The following is a 26,374-nucleotide window of genomic DNA, read 5'->3' as shown; positions in this document are numbered from 1 at the left end:
GTTGTGGACGAATGGGCCACGAAACGATGACGATTGCGTTAAATCTCGGCACGCTCCGGTCACCCGCACGCACGGCCCACGTGACGAAGTGACGGTCGCTGCGGCGACACGCCGAGGCGAAGGGCTCGACACGCCGGTGAGGCGCCCCGATCACCGTCACTTCGTCACCGGGCCAGGACCCAAGGTCGCGGGCACCGCGAGGTCAGGCGCCCGAGCGGTCCACGTGGCTCAGCGACCGCACCTTGCGCTCGAGGTGAAACTGCGCGTATGCCGCGATGAGCCCGGCGGCGTCCTTGCGGGGCCGGTCCGCCGAGGCATCGGCCGCGGTCCAGTCCCCGCTCAGCAGCGCCTCAAGCAGGGAGAACGTCTCGGCTGCCGGAGCCGCGGCCCCCGGCGGCCTGCACGCCTCGCACACCGCTCCTCCCCCGGCGACCGCGAAGGCGCGGTGGGGGCCGGCCCTGCCGCACGACGCGCAGTCGTCGAAGCTCGGCTCGTAGCCGGCAAGCGCGAGCGAGCGCAGCAGGAACGAGTCGAGAACCAGCCCCGGGTCGTGCGCGCGCCGGCTGAGCGCCCCGAGCCCGCCGTGCAGCAGCCGGTACTGGTCGTACGACGGCTCCTTCTCGTGGTCCACGAGCTTGTCGGCCGTCTCGACCATGGCGGTGGCCGCGGTGTAGAGCGCGTAGTCCTCGGCGATGCGGCGCGCGTAGGGTTCCTTGGTCTCGACCTGGCTGACGATGTCGAGGCTGCGCCCCTCGTACAGCTGGACGTCCACCAGCATGAATGGCTCGACGCGGGAGCCAATCCGGCTGGTAGTCCGCCGCACGCCCTTCGCCACCGCGCGGATCTTGCCGTGGCGACGCGTGAGCATCGTGACGATGCGGTCCGCCTCACCCAGCTTGTGGGTGCGCAGGATGATCGCGTCGTCTCGGTACAGGGGCACGCCCCATTGTCCCCCGCCGCGCGACTACGAGCCGATGACCCGCCCGAGGTTGAAGGCGTCGAACTCCTCGAAGCCCACGGCCTCGTACAGACCCACGACCATCGAGTTCGAGCGGCGCACCTGCAGATTGACCTTGACGCAGCCGAGCGTCTCGAGCTCCAGCACGGCGCGCTCGACGAGGCGTCGTGCGATTCCCTCGCCGCGCCGCTCGGCCGTCACCGCGAGGTGATAGAGCCACCCGCGGTAGCCGTCGTAGCCGCCGAGGAGCGCGCCCACCACGGCGTCCCCATCGGTCGCCACCCAGAACAGGTCGGGGTCGCGCGCGAGCTTGCGCTCGATGACGCCGCGCGGCTCGTTGCGCGCCGGATCGTCGGGGAAGCACTCCTCCCACAGGGCCACCACCGCATCGGTGTCTCGCGGGGCAAACCGTCTCACGCGGGCGGGCATGTCACTCCTCTGGGGTCTTCTCGGTCTGGACGACCACCTGCACGGGAGCGCCGGATACGGCCTCCTCGATCTCGTCCTCCGTGGGCGCGTCGGGCAACGCCGACACGATCGACTCGGGGTCGGGGAGCGACACGACCACGCGGTACATCACCTCGTCGTCGTACGCCGCACGGCACGCGTACGCGACCGAGTCGATGAGGATGTCGTCGGGGCAGATGTAGTCCGTCACGTCTTCGGAATCGGTGGACGACTCGATGATGCCGATGATCGCGTCGGCCTCCTGCGCGAACGGCGTCTCGGGCGAACCCGTCCAGCACTCGCGCACGTAGGGGTCCTCGATCGGGTCGAGGTTCTGCGCGGAGAACTGGTCACAGTCCACCTGCTCAAGGCCCTCGACGGTGAGGTCGGGAAGCTGGTCGGCGGCGCGCTCGGCCTGGGTGTCGCCCGTGCAGCCGGCGAGGCCGGCGGCAAGCGCCAGGCCCATGGCCGATGCCGCGGCCACCCGGCCGAACGCGCCGCCGGTCATCAGCGGTCCGCCCGGTTCACCGCCGAAATGATCGCCTTGAGGGTCGCGGTCGTGATCGACGGGTCGATGCCGACACCCCAGTAGATCTCGTCACCGATCTGGCACTCGACGTACGCTGCCGCCTGGGAATCCCCACCGGCCGTCATCGCGTGCTCGTGGTAATCCAGCACGTCGGCCTTGACGCCGCGCGTCGCGAGCGCGGCGACGAAGGCCGCCACCGGGCCGTTGCCCGAGGCCTCGATCGTCACGTCCTGGCCGTTGTCCACGATGTCGGCCGCAAGGGTGTCCTCGCCGGCATCGGTGCTGGTGGCACGGGTGCCGCGCAACGAGAAGCGGCCCCACTGGCCCTCGGCCGTGGGCGACGGCAGGTACTCGTCGCGGAACGTCGTCCAGATGTTCTCGGCCGTCTGCTCCTTGCCCGTCGCATCGGCCGCGACCTGGACCACGCGCGAGAACTCGATCTGCAGGCGGCGCGGCAGGTCCAGCTGGCGCTCCGTCTTCAGCAGGTAGGCGACGCCGCCCTTGCCGGACTGGGCGTTGACGCGAATGACGGCCTCATACGAGCGTCCGACGTCGCGCGGGTCGATGGGCAGGTACGGCACTCCCCACTCGACGTGGTCCACCGTGGTGCCCGCCGCATCGGCCTTCGCCTGCATGGCGTCGAGGCCCTTCTTGATGGCGTCCTGGTGGGACCCGGAGAAGGCGGTGTAGACCAGGTCTCCGCCCCACGGGTGGCGCGGGTGAACGTCGAGCTGGTTGCAGTACTCGACGGTGCGGCGGATCTCGTCGATGTCGGAGAAGTCGATCTGGGGGTCGATGCCCTGGCTGAACAGGTTCATGCCCAGCGTGACCAGGTCCACGTTTCCGGTGCGCTCGCCGTTGCCGAACAGGCAGCCCTCGATGCGGTCGGCGCCGGCCATGTAGCCCAGCTCGGCGGCGGCGACGGCGGTGCCGCGGTCGTTGTGCGGGTGCAGGCTCAGCACCACCGAGTCGCGGTAGTCCAGCTTCCTGTTCATCCACTCGATCGAGTCGGCGTAGACGTTGGGGGTGGCCATCTCGACGGTCGCGGGCAGGTTGATGATCACCTTGCGCTCGGGGGTGGGCTTCCACACGTCCAGGACGGCGTTGCAGACCTTGACCGCGTACTCCAGCTCGGTGCCGGTGTACGACTCGGGGCTGTACTCGTAGAACACCTGGGTGTCGGGGATGGTCTCCTCGAACTTCTGGCACAGCATCGCGCCGTGGGTGGCAATGTCCATGATCTCGTCCTCGTTGGCGCGGAAGACGACCTCGCGCTGCAGGACGGACGTCGAGTTGTACAGGTGGACGATCGCCTGCTTGGCGCCCTTCAGCGACTCATACGTGCGCTCGATGAGGTGCTCGCGCGCCTGCGTCAGCACCTGGATGGTGACGTCGTCGGGGATGCGGTCCTCGTCGATGAGGGCGCGCACAAAGTCGAAGTCGATCTGGCTGGCCGACGGGAAGCCGACCTCGATCTCCTTGTAGCCCATGCGCACCAGCAGGTCGAACATGCGCATCTTGCGCTCGACGTTCATGGGCTCGATGAGGGCCTGGTTGCCGTCACGCAGGTCCACCGCGCACCAGCGCGGGGCCTCGGTGATCCGCTGCGCGGGCCAGGTGCGGTCGGGCAGGTCCACCTGGATCTGCTCGTGGAAGGGGCGGTACTTCTGGATGGGCATCGAGGAGGCGTTCTGCGCTCCGCCGGTGTAGTGCTCGCTCATGCTGGGGTCAATCCTTCGGGTCTCGGGGGCTTTCGCTCAGCCGGCGCACGAAACTCCGCGACGAGGATCCGGCCTGGGTCTAGGCCTCGTCGCGGCAGCGAAGGAGCAGCGAGCGTGCACGCATGGATTCACCATAGCGGACGGCCGATGCCCCGGTCACCCCGCCCTCCCGCCCCGCTGCCCCACTGCGCCGCAAATGGCCACATTTGCGGCACGTCAGCGCCCGAGATGCCGCAAATGAGGCCATTTGCGCCCAGAGGGCGGGAGGGCCGGGGGCGGTTAGAAGCCCAGGCGGCCCAGCTGCTTGGGGTCTCGCTGCCAGTCCTTCGCGACCTTCACATGGAGGTCGAGGTAGACGCGGCGTCCCAGCAGGCGCTCGATGCCGGCGCGGGCGGTGGCGCCCACCTCCTTGAGGCGTGAGCCGCCGCGGCCGATGATGATGCCCTTCTGCGACTCGCGCTCTACGAACAGGTGCGCGCGGATCTCGAGCACGTCACGGTGAGCGTCCTCGCTGTCGGGCTCGACCATCTCCTCGATCACCACGGCGATCGAGTGAGGAAGCTCGTCGCGCACGCCCTCGAGCGCGGCCTCGCGGATGAGCTCGGCGATGCGCACGTCCTCGGGCTCGTCCGTGACGTGACCCTCGGGGTAGAGGGCGGGGCCCTCGGGAAGGTGCTGGACCAGCACGTCCAGGAGGGTGTCGACCTGGATGTCCTTGACGGAGGACACGGGCACGATGTCCGCCCACTCCCCCAGCTGCGACACGGCGAGCAGGTGCTCGGCGACGCGCTCGCGCGACACGGCGTCGACCTTGGTCACGATTGCGACCACGGGGGCCTTGGCGTCGGCGAGCTCGCGCGCGATCCACTTGTCACCGGGGCCCACCTTCTCGTCGGCAGGCAGGCAGAAGCCGATCACGTCGACCTCGGCGAAGGTCTCGCGCACCAGGTCGTTGAGGCGCTCACCCAGCAGGGTGCGGGGCCGATGCAGCCCGGGCGTGTCGACGACGACCAGCTGGGCGTCGTCGCGGGTGAGGACGCCGCGGATGGCGCGGCGGGTGGTCTGGGGCCGCGAGGACATGATCGCGACCTTCTCCCCCACCAGCGCGTTCATGAGCGTGGACTTGCCCACATTGGGCCGTCCCACGAAGCACGCGAATCCGCTGCGGTGCACAGTGTCGTCCTGGTCAGTCATCCTCATCCTCCTGCGGTGCGGCCTTCACGATGACGCCCGTCAGGCGTCGGCGGCGTCCCTCGACCGTGTCGGCCGTGAGCGTGACGCCGTGGATGGTGCCGGTGGCGCCCCTGATCGGCACCTTGCCGATGGCCTTGGCGAGCAGCCCCGCCGCGGTCTCCACGTCGTCGTCCTCGATCTCGAGATCGAACAGTTCCCCCAGCTCGTCGAGGGGGAAGCGTGCCGGGACACGGTACTCGCCCCCGCCGAGGTCTACGACATCGGGTGCGGTGCGGTCGTGCTCGTCGACCACCTCGCCCACGATCTCCTCGAGCGCGTCCTCGATGGTGACGAGCCCGGCCACGCCGCCGAACTCATCGACCACGATCGCCATGTGGAACACCTCGGACTGCATGCGTCGCAGCAGGTCGTCGACGGGCACTGACTCGGGGACGAACTCCGGCTCGCGCATGAAGTCGTCGACGGGCACGTCGAGTCCGGCGGGGTCGTCCCAGGTGCGTGCCACCACGTCCTTGAGGAAGATCACTCCCACAGTGTCGTCCACGCCGTCGTCGATCACCGGCACACGCGAGAATCCCGAGCGCAGGAACAGCGCCATGGCCTTGCGCGCCGGCGTGCCCGCGGCGATGGTGATCATGTCGGTGCGCGGCACCATCACCTCGCGCGTGAGGGTGTCGCCGAGCGACACCACCGAGCGCAGCAGCTCGGCGTCCTCCTCCTCGAGCGCGTCCTGCGCCTGCTCGACGAGGTCCTCCGGCTCGGCCAGCGGCGGCGCTCTCAGCGCGGGAACCAGGCGCCGGATGGGCGTGGTGAGCCCGATCGATGACCACGCCAGCGGCGCGAGCAGCCGCACCGTCATGAGCGGGTTGCCCCGGGCGATCTGGCGCGGGAAGGCGCGCACGACCACGAGCGAGAGGCCGGCGGCGATCACGGCGGCGACGAGCGCGACCAGGAGCATCGGCCACTCGACGGCGACCAGGGCATCGGCCACCACCAGGGTGAGGCAGACGAGGCCCACGGCCTCGAAGGTGGCGTAGGCCACCGAGGCGGAGGCGTCGGTCTGGTCCGCGGTCGCGGCAAGCCGGGCCGATGCGGTGGGGCGCCCGTCGGGGCGCCTCACCTGGGCGAGTTCGCGCTCCTGGGCATGCGGAAGCTGTTCGAAGGCGGCGACGACGGCGTGCAGCACCGCCGCCCCCAGCAGGCTCAGGACGCCGACGACCGTCAGCGCGAGCAGCACCGTGCCTGACACGCCCTACCTAGCCGCGGCTGGCGAGGAAGGTGAGCAGAAGCTTGCGCTGGAGGGCGAACATTTCCTTCTCCTCCTCGGGCTCCACGTGGTCGTAGCCCAGCAGGTGAAGGATGCCGTGGGTGGTGAGGAGCAGCATCTCCTCCTCGGCAGTGTGCCCGGCCGCCTCGGCCTGGCGCGCGGCCACGGTGGGGCACACCACGATGTCGCCCAGCAGGCCGGCGGGAGTGGGCTCCTCGGCGGTGCCGGGGCGCAGTTCGTCCATGGGGAAGCTCAGCACATCAGTGGGGCCCGGCTCATCCATCCACTGGATGTGCAGCTGCTCCATGGCCGGCTCGTCGACGAAGATGATCGACAGCTCGGCGCCGTCGGCGACGTGCATCTCGCGCAGCACAAACGTCGCCAGCTCGGAGAACTCGATCTCCTCGACGTCGATGTCCGTCTCGTTGTTGACGTCGATCATGAACGCTCCTCCTTGAAGCGGCGCTGCTGGCCCCCGCCGCGCGGTCCACGCGACTCGTCGGCCTTGGCGTAGGCGGTGATGATGTCCGAGACAAGGCGGTGACGCACCACGTCCTCGGCGGACAACTCGCAGATCGCGATGTCGTCGATGCCCGTAAGGATCTCGCGCGACGCGCGCAGCCCCGACTGGGTGCCGCCGGGAAGGTCCACCTGGGTCACGTCTCCCGTGACGACCATCGTGGAGCCGAAGCCCAGGCGGGTGAGGAACATCTTCATCTGCTCGCGCGTGGTGTTCTGCGCCTCGTCGAGGATGATGAACGCGTCGTTGAGGGTGCGGCCGCGCATGTAGGCCAGCGGCGCCACCTCGATGGTGCCGGCCTCCATGAGGCGCGGGATGGACTCCGGATCCACCATGTCGTGAAGCGCGTCGTACAGCGGGCGCAGGTAGGGGTCGATCTTCTCGTTGAGCCCGCCCGGCAGGAAGCCGAGCCGCTCGCCCGCCTCGACAGCGGGGCGCGTCAACACGATGCGGTTGACCTTCTTGGCCTGCAGCGCGGCCACGGCCTGGGCCATCGCGAGGTACGTCTTGCCGGTGCCGGCGGGGCCGATCCCGAACGTGATGGTGTGGCTCTCGATCGCCTGGACGTAGGCCGCCTGACCCTCCGTCTTGGGACGGATGGTGCGGCCTCGCGTGGACAGGATTGAGCGGCTGAGGACGGACACTGGCCGGGCCGATGCCTCGGCGCCCGCTGCTCCCGCGGCGGCGGCGACAACGCCGCGCGCCCCGGACAGCATCCGCACGCTCTCGCGCGCGACCTGCGGGGTCAGCGGCACTCCCGCCGCCATCACCGACCGCAGCTCCTCGACGGCGCCGGCGGCCGCCGCGACGTCCGCCTCCTCGCCAGAGAACGTGATCTCGTTGCCGCGCACCAGGATCTGTACCGACGGGTACGCGCGTTCGATCTCGCGCATCACCTCATCGCCCGAGCCCATGAGGTCGGGCATCCGCGCCGCGTCCTCGACGATGACGACCTGCCTCACACTCACGCGGGCTCCCATCCCAGCTCGCCGCCGCCCAGCACGTGGCCGTGAACGTGGAAGACGCTCTGGCCGGCCGTGGCGCCGGTGTTGAAGATCCAGCGGAACTCGCCGCCGCATTCCTTGTCCGCGATCTGCTGCGCGGCCGCCGCCATCTCGGCCAGCAGCGAGGCATCCGCCGCGGCCAATTCCGCGACGTTCTCGACGTGCAGGCGGGGCACCACCAGGACGTGGGTGGGCGCCTTGGGGGCGATGTCGCGGAACGCGATCAGGCGGTCGTTCTCCAGCACCTTCTCGGCGGGGATCGACCCGGCCGCGATCGCGCAGAACAGGCAGTCGTCACTCATACGGCTAGCGTAGGCCCCCGCGCAAGGCGGCATCGGCCCAGGTACCCCTCGCCGCGGCAAGGGCGGCCATGCCCGCCGGCCCCGCGCTCGAGGCGCGCAGCACGTGCGGGCCGAGCAGCACTGGCTCGGCACCGGCGGCGACGAGAGCCTCGATCTCCTCGGCGGCGATGCCTCCCTCGGGGCCCACGATGAGCCACACCGGCTGGTCCCGTGCCTCCCAGGTGAGCGACGCGATGGTCGTGGAGGACTCCTCGTGAAGGATGAGCACCCGGGTGCCCGATGCGGTGGCTGCGGCCACCTGCGTGGCCAGCTCGCGCGTGGTCACCGCCGTACTCACGCTGGCGAGCGTGGCGCGTCGGGACTGCTTGGTCGCCGCGAGGACGAGGTCCTCCCACTTCTGGCGCGCCTTGTCGGCCTTGGGCCCGCGCCACTGCACGATGGACCGCTGCGCCGCCCACGGGATGACCGCGGTCGCCCCCAGTTCGATCGCCGCCTCGATGGCCTGCTCGTCGCGGCCACCCTTCGCGAGCGCCTGCACGAGAGTGACCTCGGGGTCCTCGTCACGGCTCACCACACGCACGGCAATGGTCATGGCGTCGGGCTGCGCGGACACGATCTCGCCCCGCACACGGCGGCCGGCGCCGTCGACGAGGTCGACCACCTCCCCCACCTGGCGCCGCTGCACGGTGACGGCGTGACGCGCCTCTGCGCCGGTGACCGTCGCCTGCGAGCCCACGGAGGCATCCGTGGCCGCGGGGGCCAGGAAGACGGGGGCGCTCACGCGGCTCAGCGACCCTTGAACGCGTCGCGAAGGCGGTGGAACACGCCGCCGCCCACGGGTGCGAGGTTGGCCTCAGGCATCTCCTCGCCGCGCGCCGTCGCGAGCTGACGCAGCAACTCGGCCTGCTCGTCGGTGAGGTCCGTGGGGGTCTGCACGTCGAGGTGGACGTGAAGGTCGCCGCGGCCGCTGCGCTGCAGCCTGCCCACGCCGAGGCCCTTGAGCTTCACGGTGGAGCCGGCGTGCGTGCCGGGGCGCACCTCGACGGCCTGATCGCCGTCGAACGTGTCCACGGTCATCGTGGCGCCCAGGGCCGCGGCCGTCATGGGCACCTCGAGGGTGCAGTGCAGGTCGTCGCCGCGGCGCTCGAAGACCTCGTCGCGCTTTTCGCGGATCTCGACGTACAGGTCGCCCTTCTGGCCGCCTGCCACTCCCGCGTCGCCGCGGCCGGCGAGGCGGATGCGCGTGCCGGTCTCGACTCCCGCGGGGATGTCCACCTTGACCGTGTGACGCGAGTGCGTGCGGCCCTGGCCGGAGCAGTCGGGGCACGGGCTGGGGATGGTGGTGCCGTAGCCTCCACACGCGGGGCACGGCGAGGTCGTCATGACGTTGCCCAGCAGCGAGCGCGCCATGCGCTGCACGACGCCCTGGCCGTGGCACTGCGCGCACTGCTGCGGCTGGGTGCCGGGGGCGCAGCACGAGCCCGAACAGGTGCCGCACACGTCGGCCAGGTCTACCTGGACCTCGCGCGAGACGCCGAACACCGCCTCCTTGAGCGACAGCGTCGCCTGCACCAGGGTGTCGCCCCCGCGCTGCGTGCGCGAGGCCGGCCCGCGCTGCTGCTGGCCGAAGGGGCTGCCACCGCCGCCAAAGAACTGCTCGAAGATGTCCTCGAACCCGAAGCCCTGCGCGCCGCCCTGCTGGCCGCCGCGCGCGCCGCGCGGGTCAACGCCGCGGTCGTACTGCGCGCGCTTGTCCGAGTTGCCGAGCACCTCGTACGCCGCTGCTACCTCCTTGAAGCGGTCGGCGCTCTCGGCGCCGGCGACGTCGGGGTGCAGCTCGCGGGCGAGCTTGCGGTAGGCCTTCTTGATGTCCGCCTCGGAGGCGTCCCTGGCAACGCCCAGGGTGGCGTAGTAATCGTTCACTCGTTCTCCACGACTCTCGACAGGTAGCGGGCGACGGCTCGCACGGCGGCCATCGTCCCCGGGTAGTCCATACGGGTGGGACCCAGCGCGCCGAGCAACGACGTCGACTCGCCGACGGGGCCATACCCCGCCGCGACGATCGACGTGCGCGCCAGCGCCTCGGTCCTGGTCTCTGCTCCAATGCGCACGGCGATGTCCTGGCCTTCGCCGGTCATCTCATGCAACAGCCGGAGCAGCACGACTTGTTCCTCGAGCGCCTCGAGGATGGGTCCGATCGCGTCGGACTCGAAGTCCGTCCCCGCACGCGCGAGGTTGGACGTGCCCGCGAACACGACGCGTCGGACGGTGCCGCCCTTCGCCGCGGCCACCACGGCATCGGCCACGGCCGATGCCCAGATCACCTGGCCGGGCCGGGTGACCCAGCGCTCGAGCGACTGCGCCAGCGGCGCGGGCGTGAGGCCCACGGAGGCCTCGTTGAGTTCGCGCGCGACGCGCTCGAACTCCTCGTCCCCTGGCTCGATGCCGAGGGCGACGGTGGACTGCTCGACGCGGGCATCGGCCGACACCACCACCACGAGGGTGCGGTCGGTGCCGATGCGCACCAGTTCGACGCGGCGCACCGCGGACTCACGCAGGCTCGGGTACTGCACGACGGCGACCTGGCGCGTGAGCTGGCTGAGCAGGCGGACGGAACGCTCGACCACATCGTTGAGGTCGACGGCGTCGGACAGGAACGTGTGGATCGCACGCTTGTGCGGGTCCTGCAGCGCGGAGGCGGCAAGATGGTCGACGAAGGACCGGTAGCCGGCGTCCGTGGGGATGCGGCCGGCGGAGGTGTGGGGCTGCGCGATGAGCCCCTCCTCCTCGAGGATCGCCATGTCGTTGCGGATGGTCGCCGAACTCACGCCGAGGCGGTGGGAGTCGGCAAGCGCCTTCGAGCCCACGGGCTCCGAGGTCGAGACGTAGCCCTCGACAATCGCGTGCAGGACGGCGCGGCGACGGTCCTCGCTCATGCAATCCTCCCTCGATCGTCTGGCACTCGTGGGGTCCGAGTGCTAATTCTAGCGCGAGGGTGGGACAGCGTGACCGGCCGTCGCCGCGACGGCAGTCAGGCCGCGACCTGCTCTCCGTTCAGTCGGCGGTACATGTACGTCGTGGCGAGCATCGCGACGGGCATCGCGACGATGATGCCGATGCCGCACAGCAGGTAGCCGATGAACATCGCCAGCACCACGCCCAGGTAGAGCAGCACCACGCTGGCGAGGTTGCGGTTCACGAGCGCGAAGCTGGACTTGATCGCGTCCACCGGGCCCTGGCTCTTGTCGATGACGTACAGCAGGGTGAACTGGGCGAAGAAGGCGAAGATCAGTCCCGGCAGGTAACACAACACCGAGCCGATCGCGGTGCCGAGGCCCACGAGGAGCACGGCGACGAGTAGCTTGCCGAAGTCGTCGAAGGCGAAGAAGGTGCGCAGCTCGACGGTGCGGCCGTGGCTGATCTCGAGCGAGGCGCGGATGATCCCGGCCTGCATCAGCAGGGACAGCACCAGGAACAGCACCCAGATGACGATGAACCCGAACGAGAACATCGCCGTGAGCACGTTCGCGTCGTCGTCGGCCACGCCGGAGGCGCCGCCCAGGAGCGCGAACGCGATGCCGGTGAGCACAGCGAACGCGACGAAGTAGGCGAGGACGCCCAGAAGGATGGGGCCGACGTTCTGGGTGAACTTTGTCCACCCCCAGTTGAACGCATCGCCCACGGTGGGCGCCCCGTCCCCTCCTGGCACACCTTGCGTGCCGTAGCCCGGGGGCGGCGGGGGCGTCGCGCCGTACTGTCCTGGCTGCGGGGGCGGCGTTGACTGCGGTGGCGGCGACGACGGGATGCCGCCGGGCGGCTCGGGAGGCGTGGCTCCGGTGGGCTGATCGTTCTCGTTGCGGTCGTCTGGCATGACGTACCCCTCGGTTGCTTGCACGGTGACGCATGAACACGATCACGCGACGCCGTGCGCCGCGCGTCGAGGCCCCTTTGCCTCGATGCGGCCGAGTGTAGCGCAGGGGTACCAGGCGCGTTCGGGCGGCGCGGCGCGGCAAGGCGCCCGTCGCAGGCGGGCCGCGTGTGAGAGTCTTCGTGCATGACTGAGCAGCCTTCCGAGCACCACCCCCAGCCCTCCGCGCAGGGCAACTCGAACCTTCTCGCCGTGCTCTCGCACGCCTTCGTGTTCACCGGCTTCCTGTTCCCGCTGATCTTCTGGCTGGTGGGCAAGGACCAGTCGTCGTTCGTCGACGCCGAGGGCAAGAAGGCGCTGAACTTCGGCATCCTCGTCACCCTGGGCTACGTCGCGGCCAACGTGCTGGGCGTCATCCCGCTCATCGGGTGGCTCGGCGCGATCCTGACCGCCGCGGTGTTCGTGGTGGCCGTGATCCTCGGCATCCAAGGCGCCGTGACCGCCAACAAGGGAGTGGGCTACCGCTACCCCTTCACCATCGACCTCATCAAGTAACCCCGACCCGTCCCTGATCGCACACCCCGAGGCGGTCAGGGACGCGGATCGCCCAGCGGGCCGATGCCACCGGCGCCGCCCGCGTGCCAGGCTGATGCCATGACAGACAGCACGCCCCAGGGATCCTTCCCGCCGCCTCCGCCGCAGCAGCCGTACCCACAGCCGCCGCACCAGCCGATGCTCGAGTCGGACGCGCGCATGTACTCCATGCTGATCCACCTGGTCGCGGGTATCGCGGCCGTCGTGTCCGCCGGCTTCCTCGGCTTCGTGGCCCCCCTGGTCATCTGGCTGATCTTCCGCCAGCGCAGCGCCCTCGTGGACTTCCACGGCAAGCAGCAACTCAATCTGCAGATCACGGGACTCATCGTCGGCGTCGCCGCCGTGATCATCAGCATTGCGACCCTCGGCATCGGCATGATCCTCGCCCTGCCGGCATGGCTGGCCTACTGGGTCTACTCGATCGTCGTGTCGTTCATCGCGGCGACCAAGGCGAACGCGGGCGAGTACTCCCCGATCCGCTTCACCATCCCGTTCTTCAAGTAGCCGGTCAGGTGAGCTGGCGGACCGCGGCGTCCGCCAGCAGCCTGCCGCGCAGCGTCAGCAGGAGGCGCCCCGCGATCGCCGCCCTCCCGTCGAGGATGCCGTCCGCGACCAGCGCCGCGACCTCACGGCTCCGCGGCTCGGGAAGGTCGGCGATAGCCATGCCGTCGGCAAGGCGCAGCTGCAGCATGACGGCCTCAAGCGCGAGGTCATCGGCCGTGAGGGGCTCGGCCTCCGCCACCGGGCTATCGCCGGTGGCCAGGCGTGCGGCGTAGGCCCGCGGCAGCTTGACGTTCCACCACCGCTGCGCAGGGAGTTCCTCCCCCACGGGGCCGATGCGCGGACCCAGGTACGAGTGGGCGCCGGGTCCGACACCCCACCAGTCCTGGCTGGTCCAGTACGCGACGTTGTGGCGGCACCGCTGCCCGGGTTCGCGCGCCCAGTTCGACACCTCGTACCAGGCGTACCCCGCGGCGGCGAGGCGAGCATCGGCCGCCTCGTACATCTCGGCCTGCGTGTCGAGGTCGACGGGCTCGATCTCGCCCGACCGCAGTTGCCTGCCCATCCGCGTTCCCGGCTCGATCACCAGCGCATAGGCGCTCACGTGGTCGGGCGCGAGCGCGATCGCCGCGTCGAGGCTCGCGTGCCAGTCGGCAAGCGACTCCCCCGGCGTGCCGTAGATGAGGTCGAGGCTGACCGCCAGGCCCGCCTCGCGCGCCCACCCCACGGCGCGCGCGACGTTCTCGGGGCGGTGCGTGCGCTCCAGCGTCGCGAGGACGTGCGGCACCGCGGACTGCATGCCGAACGAGACCCGCGTGAAGCCGGCCGCGGCGAGCGCCGCGAGCGACTCGCGGGTCACCGAGTCGGGGTTGGCCTCGGTGGTGACCTCGGCATCGGCCGCGAGTCCCCACGTCTGCTTCACCCCGTCGAGCAGGGCGATCAGCGCGCGCGGATCGAGCATGGTGGGCGTGCCGCCGCCGAGGAACACGGTGCTCACCGGCCGCTCGTCGCCCTCCATGGCGGTGCGTGCGAGCGTCATCTCGGCGAGCGCCGCCCCCACGTAGTCGTCGCGCGAGGAGAACTCACCCTCGCCGGGCGCGTAGGTGTTGAAATCGCAGTATCCGCAGCGCACCGCGCAGAACGGCACGTGAATGTAGACCCCGAGGTCACGCCCGGGATCCGCGTGCGTGGGCGCGGCCACCGCTACTTCTTCTTGCCCTTGTCCGAGCCGTCGTCGGAGGTGCTGAGCGCGGCGATGAAGGCCTCGGGCGGCACCTCGACCGACCCGATGTTCTTCATGCGCTTCTTACCGGCCTTCTGCTTCTCGAGCAGCTTGCGCTTACGCGAGATGTCGCCGCCGTAACACTTGGCGAGGACGTCCTTGCGGATGGCGCGGATGGTCTCGCGGGCGATGATGCGCGAGCCGATGGCCGCCTGGATGGGGACCTCGAACTGCTGGCGGTCGATGAGGTCCTTGAGCTTGGTCACCATCGACACGCCGTACGCGTAGGCGGCGTCCTTGTGCACCACTGCGGAGAACGCGTCGACGGTCTCACCCTGCAGCAGGATGTCCACCTTGACGAGGTCGGCGACCTGGTCGCCGGCGGGCTCGTAGTCGAGCGAGCCGTAGCCGCGCGTGCGGGACTTGAGCTGGTCGAAGAAGTCGAACACCACCTCGGCCAGGGGGAGGGTGTAGTGCATCTCCACTCGCGTCTCGGACAGGTAGTTCATGGTGCCCATGACGCCGCGGCGCTCCTGGCACAGCTCCATGACCGTGCCGATGAACTCGCTAGGAACAAGGATCGACGCCTTCACCACGGGCTCGCGCACCTGCGAGATCTTGCCCGCCGGGAACTCGGAGGGGTTGGTGACGGTGACGACCTTGCGGTCCTCCATCTCGACCTCGTAGACCACGTTGGGCGCGGTCGAGATGAGGTCGAGGCCGAACTCGCGCTCCAGGCGGTCGCGGACGATCTCCAGGTGAAGCAGGCCCAGGTAGCCACAGCGGAAGCCGAAGCCCAGCGCGACGGAGCTTTCGGGCTCGTAGACGAGCGCAGCATCGTTCAGCTGCAGCTTGTCGAGCGCATCGCGCAGCACCGGGAAGTCGGCTCCGTCCAGCGGGAACAGGCCCGAATACACCATCGGCTGCGGGTCGCGGTAGCCGCCGAGCGACTGCTCGGCGCGGCGCGCCGCCGCCGTGACGGTGTCACCCACCTTGGACAGGCGGACGTCCTTCACGCCGGTGATGAGGTAGCCCACCTCGCCCACGCCGAGGCCCTTGGTGGGCTTGGGCTCGGGGCTGATGACGCCGATCTCGAGAAGGTCGTGGGTGGCCAGGGTGGACATCATCGCGATCTTCTCGCGGGGCTTCAGCGCGCCGTCCACCACGCGCACGTAGGTGACCACGCCGCGGTAGGTGTCGTAGACGGAGTCGAAGATCATCGCGCGGGTCGGTGCCGCGGGGTCGCCCACGGGGGCGGGGATGTCGCGGACCACGCGGTCCAGCAGCTCGGGGACGCCGGCACCGGTCTTGCCGGAGACCCGCAGCACGTCCTCGGGCTCGCAGCCGATGAGCTGCGCGAGCTCCGCCGCGTACCTGTCCGGGTCCGCCGAGGGCAGGTCGATCTTGTTGAGCACCGGGATGATGGTGAGGTCGTTCTCCATCGCGAGATAGAGGTTCGCGAGGGTCTGCGCCTCGATGCCCTGCGCGGCGTCGACCAGGAGGATGGCTCCCTCGCACGCGGCGAGCGACCGGGAGACCTCGTAGGTGAAGTCGACGTGACCGGGAGTGTCGATCATGTTCAGCGCGTGCGGGGTTCCGTCGACCTCCCACGGCATGCGCACTGCCTGCGACTTGATGGTGATGCCGCGCTCACGCTCGATGTCCATGCGGTCGAGGTACTGCGCCTTCTGCAGGCGGGCCTCGAGGACGCCGGTAATGCCCAGCATGCGGTCCGCAAGGGTCGACTTGCCGTGGTCGATGTGGGCGATGATGCAGAAGTTGCGGATCAGCTCGGGCGCGGTGGCGGCGGGCTCGATGCGGTGCGCAGATGACACGGTGAAGGGCGTTCCTCGTCTTGCGGGGGGCGGGACACGCCATTGTCCCACGAGTGACGGAATTCTCATGCGTCGGTCGGATATGCCGATACCTTTCGTGGAGGCGAGGAGATGGCACCCCGCCCTGATGCTGAGGAGAGGCGCGACGTGACCCACGACGCCGAGGTGTTTCGCCGCACCTTCCAGGATTCGCCCGTCGGGATGGCGATCCTGGACGCTGACGGCCGTCTCGACGCCGTCAACCCGTCGCTCGCCGTCCTCCTGGGCTCGACCGCCGAGGCGCTGCTGGGCCGCGCCCTTGCCGACCTGACGCATCCCGACGACCGACCCCAGCATCGGCAGGTGGTCAGCCACCTCGCCCACGGCACCCACGACCGCGTGCAGCTTCAGCAGCGGTGCGTGCACGCGACGGGCGACGTGCTGTGGACGCGCGCCACGCTCAGCCGCCTCCCCGGCTCGCCGTGGCGCGCGGTGCTGCACGTCGAGGACCTCACCGAGGTGCGCCGCGCCCACGCCCTTGTCGAGCAGCACTCGTACTACGACCGGCTCACCGGGCTGGCCAACCGGACCCTCTTGCTCGAGCGCCTCAAGGTGTCGCTCGAGCGCGCCGCCACGTCGACGGCCTGTCTCTTCGTGGACCTCGACCACTTCAAGGTGGTCAACGACTCGTTGGGCCACGAGGCCGGTGACCGCCTCCTCACGGAGGTCGCCAAGCGCATCCAGACGTCGGTGCGTCCCGGGGACACCGTCGCCCGGCTCGGCGGAGACGAGTTCGTCATCGCGGCGACGGACCTGACGGAGGACGCCGCCCGGTCCCTCCTCACGGCGCTGCTGGCCGCCGTGCGCGAGCCCGTCATCGTCGCGGGGCACGAGGTGGTGCCCACCGTCTCCGCGGGCCTCGCCATGGGCGCGCCGGGCGTGACGGCCGAGACGCTGCTGCGCGACGCGGACATCGCCATGTCCCGTGCCAAGTCCTCTGGCCGCGACCGCCTCGCCGTGTTCTCCGCCGACTTCCGCAACGAGGCAATGGTGCGGCTGTCCATCGAGACGGAACTGCGCGTCGCGCTGCGCGAGGGTCACCTCGAGGTGCACTACCAGCCGGTGGTCGACATGGGCACGCGCCGCCCCGTCGCGTACGAGGCGCTGGTGCGCTGGCGCCACCCGGAGCGCGGCCTGCTCATGCCCGGCGAGTTCATCGACGTGTGCGAGGAGGCCAACCTGGTCATCCCGCTCGGCGAGTTCGTCCTCAACGAGGCGTGCGCGTTCCTCGCTGCGCGCCCCGACTTCGGCGGCAAGGTCCTCGTCAACGTCTCCACCAGGCAGATCGGCCCCGCCGACCTCACCGGTGTGGTGACGCGTGCCATCGAGGCCCACGGGATCGACCCTCGCCGCCTCGCCCTCGAGATCACCGAGTCGGGGATGCTCGTCGCGACGCAGACCGCTGTCGCCGACCTGCAGGGGCTCACCGAGATGGGCGTCGAGCTCCTCCTCGACGACTTCGGCACGGGCTACAGCGCCCTGTCGAGCGTGTTGCGCTCCCCCGTGTCCGGCCTCAAGCTCGCCCGCGAATTCACCCTGCGCCTGGGAGATCGCTCGACCGGCGACCGCATCTCGACCGCCGTAGCAAGCCTCGTGGAGAGCCTCGACATGGACGGCATCATCGAGGGGGTCGAGACCGAGGCGCAGTACCGTCAGGCCCTCGCCCACGGCTGGAAGCTCGCCCAGGGCTACCTCTTTGGCCACCCCCAGCCGTCCCACCTCATCCCCGGCGCGCGCATCGCGCCGCCCACGGCGGGCCCGTCCGCCGAGCCCGCCGCCTCGCTCGCGTAGGCACCGCCGTCTGGCCCTACCCTTGGGGCCCATGGAGGTCTTGCTCGCCGCGGTCGCTGTCATCGCGCTCGCCGTCATCGCGTCGCGGCTACGCCGCCCCACGCGCACGACGCGCCCCTCGACACGGCCGCGTGCCGGCACACGGCGCGCCTATCCGGGGGACTTCACCGGGCGGCCCACCGTGTCGTACTCCCCCACGCTGGACGGGCGCGCGGACCCCGGCGAGGTGGTGTGGACCTGGGTGCCGTTCGAGGAGGACTTCTCTCGCGGTAAGGATCGCCCCGTCCTACTCATCGGTCGCGACGGCGACTGGCTCCTAGGGCTGATGCTCACGAGCAAGGACCACGACCTCGACGCCGTGAAGGAGGCCAGGTGGGGTCGCCACTGGCTCGACATCGGCACCGGCGCCTGGGACGGACAGCGCCGCCCCAGCGAGGTCAGGCTCGACAGAATCGTGCGCGTCGACCCGGCAGCGGTGCGCCGCGAGGGCGCTATCCTGGACAGGACCCGATTCGACTCCGTCATCGATGCAGCAAAAAAGCGCCGATGCTGGTAGGATTGTCGTTCGTGTGTGAGCGCGGCTCGCGCTCCAGCCCTCTAAGTTTTCATCAGTTTCACCATCATCGAGAAGGATCGCTGTGGCAAACATCAAGTCCAAGATCAAGCGCATCGGCACCAACGAGAAGGCCCGCCAGCGCAACGTCGCCGTCAAGTCCGAGCTGAAGACCAACGTGCGCAAGGTGCGCGAGGCCATCACCGCGGGCGACAAGGACAAGGCCGTCGCCGCCCTGAAGGTCGCCGAGGTCAAGCTCGACAAGGCCGTCTCCAAGGGCGTCATCCACAAGAACCAGGCCGCGAACCGCAAGTCGGCGCTGGCCAAGAAGGTCGCCGCTCTCTAAGGCGCCTCACCTCTTCACGACGAGCCCCGTCGCACCTCGCGGTGCGGCGGGGCTTTTCGCATGCCCGATGCCGCCGGCGCCGGTGCGACGCGCGAGCTCCCTGCGTACTAGCGCTGCGCGAGCTGCGCGACGGTCCTCACGGCGCGCTCGAGGGCGAACTGGGGGGCACGAGACGCTCCCTTGATCTCCGCATCGGCCGTCGCGACGGCGTCGATCGCCTGTGCCAACGACTCGGCGCTCCAGCGCTGGAGTTCGCGCCGCGCCCGGTCCGCCTGCCACGGCGAGATCCCCAGGTCACGGGTGGGGTCGAGACGGCGCCCGCGCGCGGCACCCACCTTGGCGAGGATGCGCAGCTTCGCGGCGAGCGCCGCATTGAGCGGGACGGGGTCGTTCCCGGTCGCGAGCGCGTGCCGCACCAGCGACAGGGCGGTGGCGACGTCGCCACCCACGGCAGCATCGGCCACGCTAAAGGCCGTCGCATTGACGCGCGTGCCGTAGTACCGCGTGACGGCGTCCTGGTCGATGGTGCCGTCGACGTCGCTCATCAACTGGTGGCACGCGGCGGCGACCTCGGCGATGTCGCTACCCACGGCGTCGACAAGGCTGCGGACCACGGCGGCGGACACGGGCCGCTTGCCGCGCTCGAACTCGCCGCGCGCGAAGTCGACGATCTCCGCGTCCTTCTTCACTGCCGGGCACGTGTATTCGGGCGCGCCGCCCTTGCGCAGGGTGTCCAGCAGCTTCTTGCCGCGCACTCCCCCACCGTGGCGGATCACCACCACCACGTCGGGGTCGGGCTGCGTCACGTACGCAAGCGCGTCCTGCAGGAACTCGTCGTTCATGGCCTCGGCGCCCTCGACCACCACGATCCCGGCGTCGTCGAACAGGGACGGCGAGGCAGCCGCGAGCAGCGCGCCACGCGTGTAGGCGCCCGCGTCGAGACGAGTCACCGGGGCGCCGTTCTTTGCCGCCACGATGCGCTCGATCGCGCGCTGACCCAGGAGCGCCTCCGGGCCGGAGACGAGCACCACGGGTGCGGGGGCGGCGCGGTGCCAGGTGGGCTCTGCGGTGCGGGTGCGGGCTGCCATGGCACTAGGGTCCCACGTCCCCCCGACAGCGGGCGGCGGCCGTGCCAGAAGCGTCCGCGGTGATGACCACGTCCCCGCAGGTTGCGGTCACCGCGAGTGCGCCCACCCGGTCGTCGTACAGGTCCAACGCCGCGCGCGCGGGATGCCCGTAGTCGTTGTCCGCGCCGGCACTCACCACGCCGACGTCCGCCGTGATGTCCGCGGCCAGCCCCTCGTCCTGGAAGCGCGACCCATGGTGGGCGATCTTGACCACCCCCACGTCCTGGGGCCCGCCGCGGGTCGCCAGCTCGCGCTGGGCGTCCGGCTCGAGGTCGCCGAGGGTCAGCACCGCCATCGCGTCGACGGTGAGGCGCGTCACGATAGAGGCGTCGTTGACGTTGTCCTCGTCCGGGTCGAGGTGGCGGGTCGAGAGCACCTCGACGCCCACCTCGCCCACCGCGGACGTGGCCCCGAGCGCCGGCACGACGACGGGCACGCCCTGACCGCGCAGGTCACGGGCCGCCTCGCCGTCGAGGGCGATGGCGGCGACCCACGCCTGGGCGACGGGTACCGCCGTCGCCACGGCCGCCGCTCCCGAGTCGTGATCCGCGTGGGGGTGGGTGAGCACCATGAGCGGCACCTCGGTCACCCCGTAGCGGTCGAGGCAGGCCACGGCGAGCTCGTCCTCCGGCCCCGTGTCCACCACCACTGCCGCCTGGGGGCCGGCGCGCACCAGCATCATGTCCCCCTGGCCCACGTCGCAGGCCACGACGCTCCAGTCCTCGATGCGCGAGACCGGGCGCAGCCCGGGCGCCAGCGCGCCGGCGACCAGTGCCGCCGCGGCGACGCCTGCCGCGACGCGGGAGCGCCTCGTGTGCGCGACAGTGGCGACGATTCCCGCGACGACGGCGGCGATCGCCACGGACATTCCCGTGGCCCCCGAGGGCCAGGCCAGCGTCGCGCCGGGGAGTGCCGCGACGGCATCGGCCACCCGTGCCACGGGCCAGGCGGCGATGGCGGAAGCCTCCAGGAGCGCGTGTCCGGCCGCGGGCCACCAGGGGCCGATGCCCGCGGCGAGGAGTCCGGTCACCGTCAGCGGCGCCAGGAAGGGCACGACGACGAGGTTCGCGGGGACAGCGAGCATGCTGACGCCCGGCTGCAGCAGCAACAACAAGGGCGTGAGGGCCGCCTGCGCGGTGATGGGTACCGCGACGGCGCGGGCGGCGCGCGGCGCGAGCACCCTCGCCAGCCTGCGCGCGAGCGCGGGAGCCCACAGCACGATGGCGGCGACGGCGACGACGGACATGATGAAGCCTTGCCGCAGGGTGAGATCCGGCGAGACAAGGCTCACCCCCACCACTGCAACGCTCAGCGCGGGTAGCCCCCTGGCGCGCCGTCCCGCGGCCAGCGCGCAGGCCACCACGAGGGCCATGACGACGGCGCGCGCTACCGAGGGCTCGAGGCCCACGAAGGCGGCGAACACGAGCGCCGCCGCGCCCACGCTCACCGCGCGCACAGCCCGACCCGCGCGCACCCACCCAGACGCCAGGAGGACCACCATGGTCACGACGGCGAAGTGCGCGCCGGAGACGGCGGTGAGGTGGGCGAGTCCCGCCACGCGCATCGCGGCGACCTGCGACTCCGGCATCGCGCTCGTGTCCCCCGTGAGCATCCCGCGCACGAGGCCGCCCGTCGTCTCGGGGAGCCGCGCGGCGTGCAGAGCGACCCAGCGCCGCGACTCGGCGAGCGGACCACCGTCCGTCGCCTCGCGGGTCACGAGCACGGCATCCCACGCGATGGCCTCTCCCTCGTCGTCCTCGGTGAGATCAGCCGCGACCTCGATGACGTCGTCGCGTTCCACCTCGCCCCGCGCGAGGACGACCGTGGCGGTTCCCTCGGCTGGATGCCACTCCGGTTCGCCGGCATCGCGGGTCCAGCCCGAGAGGCGTACCTCGACGAACACGACGTGGGTGCCACGCAGCGACGCGGCGCGAGGCGGCGCGGTCACTGTGCCGGTGAGCCGGACGGTTCCCGCCTGGACCGCGTCCGCGGGAGCGTGATTCGCCGCGCCGTCGTGAAGCGTGGCGGTGGTCGCCGCGGCAGCGGCGCCCGCGCAGGCGAGTCCCAGCGCGGCCGCCCAGGCGCACCACCATGGCGTGGTCGGCGACCGCCGCTCGCCCCACGCGGCCGCGACCAGCGCGCCCACCGCGATGACGAGGGCCACGAAAACGCCGCGGGCGACCCCTCCCGGCGGCCCCACGACGGCGAGCGCGGCTCCACACCATGCCCCGCCGGCGACGGAGACGAGCCGCGCGTCGTGACGCGGCGTCACATCGTGACGAGTCCGTCGAGGTTCTCCACGAGGGCATCCCCCACCCCCGACACCCGGGCGAGGTCCTCCACGGTCGCGAAGGGTCCGTTGGCGTCGCGGTCGGCCACGATCCTCTCTGCAAGCACGGGACCGATGCCGGGGAGTTCCTCGAGCGCCGCTGCGTCGGCGGAGTTGAGCGCCACCAGCGACGGCGCGCCCGCACCCGAGGCGGGCGCCGCGGGCGCTTCGCCCTCGACCGGCACGGCGATCTGCTCGCCGTCGGCGGGGACCCGCGCGAGGTTCACCGCCGAGAGGTCGGCGTCCGGCAGGGCGCCCCCGACGGCCTCCACGGCATCGGCGATCCTGTCGCCAGCGGCGAGTTCCACGAGGCCGGGCCGCGCGACGGCTCCGGAGACGTAGACGACGATCGGGGCCTCCGTCGCTGACGCCGCCGCGTGAGCGCCACCGTCATCGGACGGCGCCTGTTCGGCCACGGCGCCCACGCTTGCGGAGACGGTCGGCGACACGGCGACGGCGGGGACAGGGCCCAGCGACTCGGCGGTGGGACGCAGGAGCGCCCACGCGAGCAGGACGGCGAGGGCGAGGCCACACGCCACGGTCATGGCGACCCGTGGCGAGACCGCCCAGCGCATGCCGCGGGACTCGTCCGCGATCTCCCTGCCGTGCGCGGCCTCGTAGGCTCGCCCGGCGGCGGCCGACGCACTATCGCGCCACCGGGCCAAGGCATCGGTCTCGCGCTGTTCGGCATCCATGCGTCGACGCTAGGCCGGCCGCGCTCCCGCGGGGTGGGAGCCGTCCCACCATGGGGACGGCGCCCACGTCGCACCGGTCCTGGGGACGAGGCGCCGCGGGCTTAGGTAGGCGGCAGCGAGAGGTCGGCCGTCGCGATGGCGAGGGCGCCCGGGCCCGCGTGCACCGCGAGGACGGCGCCCACGTCGGCCCGCACCACCGTCGCTCCGGCCGGGAGCTCGGCCACGCACTGGTCCCCGTAGTCGCCGCCCAGGGTCAGGACCGCGAAGACCGGGTTGGTGCACGCCTGCGCCGCGTCGAGCGCGCGCCGCGTCACGGCCTCACGTGCGCGGGCCGTCGAGCGCACCTTTTCCGCCACCGCCACCTCGCCGCCGACGATGTCGAGGACGGGCCGCACCTGCAGCATGCGCCCCATCGCGGCGGCCGCCGAGGACAGACGTCCGCCGCGGCGAAGGAACTCCAGGGTGTCGACGGTGAAGGTGCAGGTCGCGGTGGCTGCGACCTGGCGTGCCCGCTCGGCACACTCCTGAGGGCCGAGCCCGGCCGACGCCGCGGACGCGGCGGCGAGCGCGGCGAAGCCCGTCGCCATCGCGACCTGCGCCGAGTCGACGACGGTGACGGGAATGGCGACCGCATCGGCCGCCTGACGTGCCCCCGCCACGGTCCCGGACAGGCGAGAGGACAGGAGCACGGCGACGATGGAGGTGGCGCCGTCGTCGGCGAGCCGCCTGAAGGTCGCCGCGAAGGTTTCGACGGAGGGTTGAGACGTCGCCACCTCTTGCCCGGCCACCAGCGCCGCCAGCACCTCCGCGGAGGAGATCTCGACCCCCTCGGCGCGGGGCGAGCCGTCCACGACCACCTGCAGCGGCACCACCGTGATGCCCCACCGCGACACCAGATCGGCCGGCAGTGTGGCCGACGAATCGGTGACGACGGCGACGGTCATCTCAGTGCTCCCTGTGGCGGAGCCTTACGCGGTCACGATGTTCACGAGCTTGGGGGCTCGCACGATGACGGTGCGGATTCCCGCATCGCCGATGGCACGCGCGACACCCGGCTCGGCCAGCGCGAGCTCCTTCAGCGCGTCCTCCGTGATGTCGGGGGCGACCTCCAGTCGGCCGCGCACCTTGCCCTTGACCTGGACGATGCAGGTGACGGTGTCCTCCACGAGGAGCGACTCGTCGACCTCGAGCCAGCCGGCGGTCGCGACGTTCTCGTGGCCAAGGATCGACCACATGTCCTCGGCGACGTAGGGCGCGAAGAGGCTCAGCAGCACGGAGACGGCCTCGACGGCCTCGCGCACGGCGGGGTCGGCGGCGCCGGCACCCGAGTCGATGGCCTTGCGGGTCGCGTTGACCAGCTCCATGGTGCGGGCGACCACCACGTTGAAGCGGAAGCCCTCGACCAGCTGCGCGCAGTCGGCCATGGTGCGGTGGGTGATGGCACGCAGCGCGGCGTCACCGGCGGCGGCATCGGCCCCCGGCTCGGAGGCCACGTCGCGGGCGAGGCGCCAGGCACGCGCCAGGAACTTCGACGAGGCGCCGGGCGAGACGTCGGCCCAGTCGATGTCGTCCTCGGGCGGGCCGGCGAACGCCATCGTGATGCGGACGGCGTCCACACCGAACTCGTCGAGCTGCTCCGACAGGCGCACGATGTTGCCGCGCGACTTCGACATCGCCGAGCCGTCCATCTGGACCATTCCCTGGTTCAGCAGCGCCGAGAAGGGCTCCTGGAAGTCCACGAGGTCCATGTCGAACAGCGCCTTGGTGAAGAAGCGCGAGTACAGCAGGTGCAGGATCGCGTGCGTGACGCCACCCACGTACTGGTCGATGGGCGCCCACTTCTTGACCGCGTCGAGGTCGAAGGGGCCGTCGGTCTTGCCGGGCGACGTGTAGCGCAGGTAGTACCAGGACGAGTCGACGAAGGTGTCCATCGTGTCCGTATCACGCAGGGCGGGGCCGCCACACGACGGGCACTCGGTGTTGACCCAGTCGGTCGCTCCACCCAGGGGCGACGTGCCCTTGGGCTTGAGGTCAAGGCCCTCGGCCGGCGGCAGCTCGATGGGCAGCTGGTCGTCGGGGACCCGCACCTCACCGCAGGCGTCGCAGTGGACGATCGGGATGGGGGTGCCCCAGTAGCGCTGACGCGAGATCAGCCAGTCGCGCAGGCGGTAGTTCGTGGACGCCTTGCCGGTGCCGGCGGCGCCCAGATCCGCGACGATGGCCTCGATGGCGTCGGCCTTCGACTTGCCGTCGAGCGCGCCCGAGTTGATCAGCGTGCCGTCGCCGGCTGCGGCGACGCCAGAGACCGCGGGGTCCTCCACCGGCTCGCCGTCCTCGCCGCGCACGTCGAGCACGACGCGCACGGGAAGGTCCATGGCGCGGGCGAAGTCGAGGTCGCGCTGGTCGTGCGCCGGGACGGCCATGATGGCGCCGTGGCCGTAGTCGGCAAGGACGTAGTCCGATGCCCAGATGGGCAGGCGCTCGCCGTTGACGGGGTTGATCGCGTAGCGCTGCAGGAACACGCCGGTCTTGGGGCGCTCCGTGGACAGGCGGTCGATCTCGCTTGCCGACTTCACCTGGTCCACGTAGGTCGCGAATTCCTCCGCGACGGACGCCTCGGCACCTTCAACAAGCTCCGCTGCCAGGTCGGAGTCGGCCGCCACCACCATGAACGTGGCGCCGTGAAGGGTGTCGGGACGCGTCGTGTAGATGTCGATGGGCTCGTCGCGACCCTCGATGACGAAGGCCACGTCGGCACCGGTCGAGCGTCCGATCCAGTTGCGCTGCATCGCGATGACCTTGGACGGCCACGACCCCTCGAGGCCCTCGAGGTCGTCCAGCAGGCGGTCCGCGTAGTCAGTGATCTTGAAGTACCACTGGTTCAGCTTCTTCTTGGTGACGGGGGTGTCGCAGCGCTCGCACAGGCCGCCGACCACCTGTTCGTTGGCGAGCACCGTCTGGTCCTTGGGGCACCAGTTCACGTTGGAGTGCTTGCGGTACGCCAGGCCCTTCTCGTGCAGGCGCGTGAACAGCCACTGGTTCCAGCGGTAGTAGTCGGGGCGGTGGGTCGCGAGGACGCGGTCCCAGTCGAACGAGCACGCGTAGCGCTCCATCGACGAGCGCTGCTGCGCGATGTTGTCCTCGGTCCAGCCGCGCGGGTCAAGGCCGCGGTTGATCGCGGCGTTCTCCGCGGGAAGACCGAACGAGTCCCAGCCGATGGGGTGCATGACGTTGAAGCCCCGCTGGCCCCAGTACCTGGCGATGACGTCGCCGAGCGCGTACGCCTCGGCGTGGCCCATGTGAAGGTCGCCCGACGGGTACGGGAACATGTCGAGCACGTACTTGGTGGGGCGGGTGTCGTCGGGGTCGCCCGAGCGGAAGGGCTGGGTCTCGCGCCACACGGGAAGCCAGCGCTCCTCGATGGCGCGGAAGTCGTACCTGGTCTCGTCGGTCTCGGGCGCAGAAGTCACGCACAGGATTCTATCGGCGCGCAGGCGCGCCGTGTACGGGGCCGATGCGGGGGCCGGTTTCG

At 70.9% G+C, this 26,374-nt stretch carries 25 protein-coding genes; 5 read left to right on the top strand and 20 right to left on the bottom strand.

The annotated features are described in order from the left end of the window. Positions 1 to 202: 202 nt before the first annotated feature. The 13 genes from recO to B7K26_RS05955 form a co-directional block, all read right to left on the bottom strand. Positions 203 to 940, bottom strand: coding sequence for a DNA repair protein RecO (gene recO / locus B7K26_RS06015; RefSeq protein ID WP_084077979.1), 738 nt, complete (start codon positions 938 to 940; stop codon positions 203 to 205). A gap of 24 nt (positions 941 to 964) precedes the next feature. Then, a complete protein-coding gene (locus tag B7K26_RS06010) occupies positions 965 to 1,387 on the bottom strand; it encodes a GNAT family acetyltransferase (protein WP_084077978.1) in 423 nt (140 codons plus the stop codon). Position 1,388: 1 nt separating this feature from the next. Then, positions 1,389 to 1,913: a hypothetical protein gene (locus B7K26_RS06005; protein WP_084077976.1), complete on the bottom strand. Its 525-nt coding sequence runs from the start codon at positions 1,911 to 1,913 to the stop codon at positions 1,389 to 1,391. Continuing rightward, a complete protein-coding gene (gene leuA, locus B7K26_RS06000; protein WP_084077974.1) occupies positions 1,913 to 3,655 on the bottom strand; it encodes a 2-isopropylmalate synthase in 1,743 nt (580 codons plus the stop codon). Before leuA ends, B7K26_RS06005 begins: the two co-directional genes overlap by 1 nt. Positions 3,656 to 3,934: 279 nt before the next feature. Next, positions 3,935 to 4,849 (bottom strand): GTPase Era, encoded by a 915-nt coding sequence (gene era, locus B7K26_RS05995; protein WP_084077972.1) that lies wholly within the window; start codon positions 4,847 to 4,849, stop codon positions 3,935 to 3,937. Continuing rightward, positions 4,842 to 6,098 carry a hemolysin family protein gene (locus B7K26_RS05990; protein WP_084077971.1) on the bottom strand — a complete coding sequence of 419 codons (1,257 nt, stop codon included), beginning with the start codon at positions 6,096 to 6,098 and terminating at the stop codon, positions 4,842 to 4,844. Before B7K26_RS05990 ends, era begins: the two co-directional genes overlap by 8 nt. 7 nt (positions 6,099 to 6,105) lie before the next feature. Beyond that, positions 6,106 to 6,558, bottom strand: a complete 453-nt coding sequence (gene ybeY, locus B7K26_RS05985) for an rRNA maturation RNase YbeY (RefSeq protein WP_084077969.1) — start codon at positions 6,556 to 6,558, stop codon at positions 6,106 to 6,108. After that, positions 6,555 to 7,616, bottom strand: coding sequence for a PhoH family protein (locus B7K26_RS05980; protein WP_084077967.1), 1,062 nt, complete (start codon positions 7,614 to 7,616; stop codon positions 6,555 to 6,557). Before B7K26_RS05980 ends, ybeY begins: the two co-directional genes overlap by 4 nt. Continuing rightward, the gene (locus tag B7K26_RS05975) at positions 7,601 to 7,942 is read right to left on the bottom strand and encodes an HIT domain-containing protein (protein WP_084077965.1); all 342 of its coding nucleotides are present in this window, start codon (positions 7,940 to 7,942) and stop codon (positions 7,601 to 7,603) included. The genes B7K26_RS05980 and B7K26_RS05975 overlap by 16 nt, the downstream gene beginning before the upstream one ends. A 4-nt stretch (positions 7,943 to 7,946) precedes the next feature. Continuing rightward, entirely contained in the window at positions 7,947 to 8,723 is a 777-nt protein-coding gene (locus B7K26_RS05970; protein WP_084077963.1) for a 16S rRNA (uracil(1498)-N(3))-methyltransferase, read from the bottom strand. A 5-nt stretch (positions 8,724 to 8,728) separates the two neighbouring features. Beyond that, entirely contained in the window at positions 8,729 to 9,865 is a 1,137-nt protein-coding gene (gene dnaJ, locus B7K26_RS05965) for a molecular chaperone DnaJ (RefSeq protein ID WP_084077961.1), read from the bottom strand. Further along, on the bottom strand, positions 9,862 to 10,878 hold the full coding sequence (hrcA, locus tag B7K26_RS05960; RefSeq protein ID WP_084077959.1) for a heat-inducible transcriptional repressor HrcA: 1,017 nt from the start codon (positions 10,876 to 10,878) through the stop codon (positions 9,862 to 9,864). Before hrcA ends, dnaJ begins: the two co-directional genes overlap by 4 nt. Before the next feature lie 95 nt (positions 10,879 to 10,973). Beyond that, positions 10,974 to 11,813 (bottom strand): hypothetical protein, encoded by an 840-nt coding sequence (locus tag B7K26_RS05955; protein ID WP_143340523.1) that lies wholly within the window; start codon positions 11,811 to 11,813, stop codon positions 10,974 to 10,976. Positions 11,814 to 11,996: 183 nt separating this feature from the next. On the opposite strand from B7K26_RS05955, the gene B7K26_RS05950 reads away from it, so the two are divergent. Then, a complete protein-coding gene (locus B7K26_RS05950) occupies positions 11,997 to 12,365 on the top strand; it encodes a DUF4870 domain-containing protein (protein WP_084077956.1) in 369 nt (122 codons plus the stop codon). Positions 12,366 to 12,464: 99 nt separating this feature from the next. After that, positions 12,465 to 12,908: a DUF4870 domain-containing protein gene (locus B7K26_RS05945; RefSeq protein WP_159449625.1), complete on the top strand. Its 444-nt coding sequence runs from the start codon at positions 12,465 to 12,467 to the stop codon at positions 12,906 to 12,908. 4 nt (positions 12,909 to 12,912) lie between these two features. On the opposite strand, the gene hemW is transcribed toward B7K26_RS05945, so the two are convergent. Together hemW and lepA are read right to left on the bottom strand one after the other, a co-directional pair. After that, entirely contained in the window at positions 12,913 to 14,106 is a 1,194-nt protein-coding gene (gene hemW / locus B7K26_RS05940) for a radical SAM family heme chaperone HemW (RefSeq protein WP_084077952.1), read from the bottom strand. Positions 14,107 to 14,108: 2 nt separating this feature from the next. After that, positions 14,109 to 15,962, bottom strand: a complete 1,854-nt coding sequence (lepA, locus tag B7K26_RS05935) for a translation elongation factor 4 (RefSeq protein ID WP_234998718.1) — start codon at positions 15,960 to 15,962, stop codon at positions 14,109 to 14,111. A 147-nt stretch (positions 15,963 to 16,109) separates the two neighbouring features. Between lepA and B7K26_RS05930 the strand changes: the two genes are divergently transcribed. The 3 genes from B7K26_RS05930 to rpsT all read left to right on the top strand — a co-directional run bounded on the left by B7K26_RS05930 (position 16,110) and on the right by rpsT (position 18,691). Next, positions 16,110 to 17,792 (top strand): bifunctional diguanylate cyclase/phosphodiesterase, encoded by a 1,683-nt coding sequence (locus B7K26_RS05930; RefSeq protein WP_159449624.1) that lies wholly within the window; start codon positions 16,110 to 16,112, stop codon positions 17,790 to 17,792. Between the two features lie 31 nt (positions 17,793 to 17,823). Next, positions 17,824 to 18,348: a type II toxin-antitoxin system PemK/MazF family toxin gene (locus B7K26_RS05925; protein ID WP_084077947.1), complete on the top strand. Its 525-nt coding sequence runs from the start codon at positions 17,824 to 17,826 to the stop codon at positions 18,346 to 18,348. A gap of 82 nt (positions 18,349 to 18,430) precedes the next feature. After that, positions 18,431 to 18,691: a 30S ribosomal protein S20 gene (gene rpsT / locus B7K26_RS05920; protein WP_084077945.1), complete on the top strand. Its 261-nt coding sequence runs from the start codon at positions 18,431 to 18,433 to the stop codon at positions 18,689 to 18,691. Between the two features lie 107 nt (positions 18,692 to 18,798). On the opposite strand, the gene holA is transcribed toward rpsT, so the two are convergent. The 5 genes from holA to leuS all read right to left on the bottom strand — a co-directional run bounded on the left by holA (position 18,799) and on the right by leuS (position 26,312). Next, on the bottom strand, positions 18,799 to 19,779 hold the full coding sequence (gene holA, locus B7K26_RS05915) for a DNA polymerase III subunit delta (RefSeq protein WP_084077943.1): 981 nt from the start codon (positions 19,777 to 19,779) through the stop codon (positions 18,799 to 18,801). 4 nt (positions 19,780 to 19,783) lie between these two features. Then, positions 19,784 to 22,090, bottom strand: coding sequence for a ComEC/Rec2 family competence protein (locus B7K26_RS05910; RefSeq protein WP_084077941.1), 2,307 nt, complete (start codon positions 22,088 to 22,090; stop codon positions 19,784 to 19,786). Beyond that, positions 22,087 to 22,842 (bottom strand): ComEA family DNA-binding protein, encoded by a 756-nt coding sequence (locus tag B7K26_RS05905; RefSeq protein ID WP_234998717.1) that lies wholly within the window; start codon positions 22,840 to 22,842, stop codon positions 22,087 to 22,089. The genes B7K26_RS05910 and B7K26_RS05905 overlap by 4 nt, the downstream gene beginning before the upstream one ends. A gap of 101 nt (positions 22,843 to 22,943) precedes the next feature. Continuing rightward, positions 22,944 to 23,786, bottom strand: a complete 843-nt coding sequence (locus tag B7K26_RS05900) for a DegV family protein (RefSeq protein WP_084077939.1) — start codon at positions 23,784 to 23,786, stop codon at positions 22,944 to 22,946. Positions 23,787 to 23,810: 24 nt separating this feature from the next. Then, a complete protein-coding gene (leuS, locus tag B7K26_RS05895) occupies positions 23,811 to 26,312 on the bottom strand; it encodes a leucine--tRNA ligase (protein WP_234998716.1) in 2,502 nt (833 codons plus the stop codon). Positions 26,313 to 26,374: the final 62 nt, after the last annotated feature.

This window comes from Demequina sp. NBRC 110057 (assembly GCF_002090175.1).
GTDB lineage: Bacteria > Actinomycetota > Actinomycetes > Actinomycetales > Demequinaceae > Demequina.
The sequence above is the reverse complement of the archived record's forward strand: the minus strand, read 5'-3'. Positions and strand labels throughout refer to the sequence as shown.

Coding starts and splice junctions, on each gene's coding strand:
- B7K26_RS05925 (WP_084077947.1), top strand. CDS start 17,824: ATGGAGGTCTTGCTCGCCGCGGTCGCTGTCATCGCGCTCGCCGTCATC.
- leuA (WP_084077974.1), bottom strand. CDS start 3,655: ATGAGCGAGCACTACACCGGCGGAGCGCAGAACGCCTCCTCGATGCCC.
- B7K26_RS06005 (WP_084077976.1), bottom strand. CDS start 1,913: ATGACCGGCGGCGCGTTCGGCCGGGTGGCCGCGGCATCGGCCATGGGC.
- ybeY (WP_084077969.1), bottom strand. CDS start 6,558: ATGATCGACGTCAACAACGAGACGGACATCGACGTCGAGGAGATCGAG.
- B7K26_RS05950 (WP_084077956.1), top strand. CDS start 11,997: ATGACTGAGCAGCCTTCCGAGCACCACCCCCAGCCCTCCGCGCAGGGC.
- era (WP_084077972.1), bottom strand. CDS start 4,849: ATGACTGACCAGGACGACACTGTGCACCGCAGCGGATTCGCGTGCTTC.
- B7K26_RS05975 (WP_084077965.1), bottom strand. CDS start 7,942: ATGAGTGACGACTGCCTGTTCTGCGCGATCGCGGCCGGGTCGATCCCC.
- holA (WP_084077943.1), bottom strand. CDS start 19,779: ATGGCAGCCCGCACCCGCACCGCAGAGCCCACCTGGCACCGCGCCGCC.
- hrcA (WP_084077959.1), bottom strand. CDS start 10,878: ATGAGCGAGGACCGTCGCCGCGCCGTCCTGCACGCGATTGTCGAGGGC.
- B7K26_RS05945 (WP_159449625.1), top strand. CDS start 12,465: ATGACAGACAGCACGCCCCAGGGATCCTTCCCGCCGCCTCCGCCGCAG.
- B7K26_RS05980 (WP_084077967.1), bottom strand. CDS start 7,616: ATGGGAGCCCGCGTGAGTGTGAGGCAGGTCGTCATCGTCGAGGACGCG.
- B7K26_RS05905 (WP_234998717.1), bottom strand. CDS start 22,842: ATGGATGCCGAACAGCGCGAGACCGATGCCTTGGCCCGGTGGCGCGAT.
- B7K26_RS05955 (WP_143340523.1), bottom strand. CDS start 11,813: ATGCCAGACGACCGCAACGAGAACGATCAGCCCACCGGAGCCACGCCT.
- B7K26_RS05900 (WP_084077939.1), bottom strand. CDS start 23,786: ATGACCGTCGCCGTCGTCACCGATTCGTCGGCCACACTGCCGGCCGAT.
- B7K26_RS06010 (WP_084077978.1), bottom strand. CDS start 1,387: ATGCCCGCCCGCGTGAGACGGTTTGCCCCGCGAGACACCGATGCGGTG.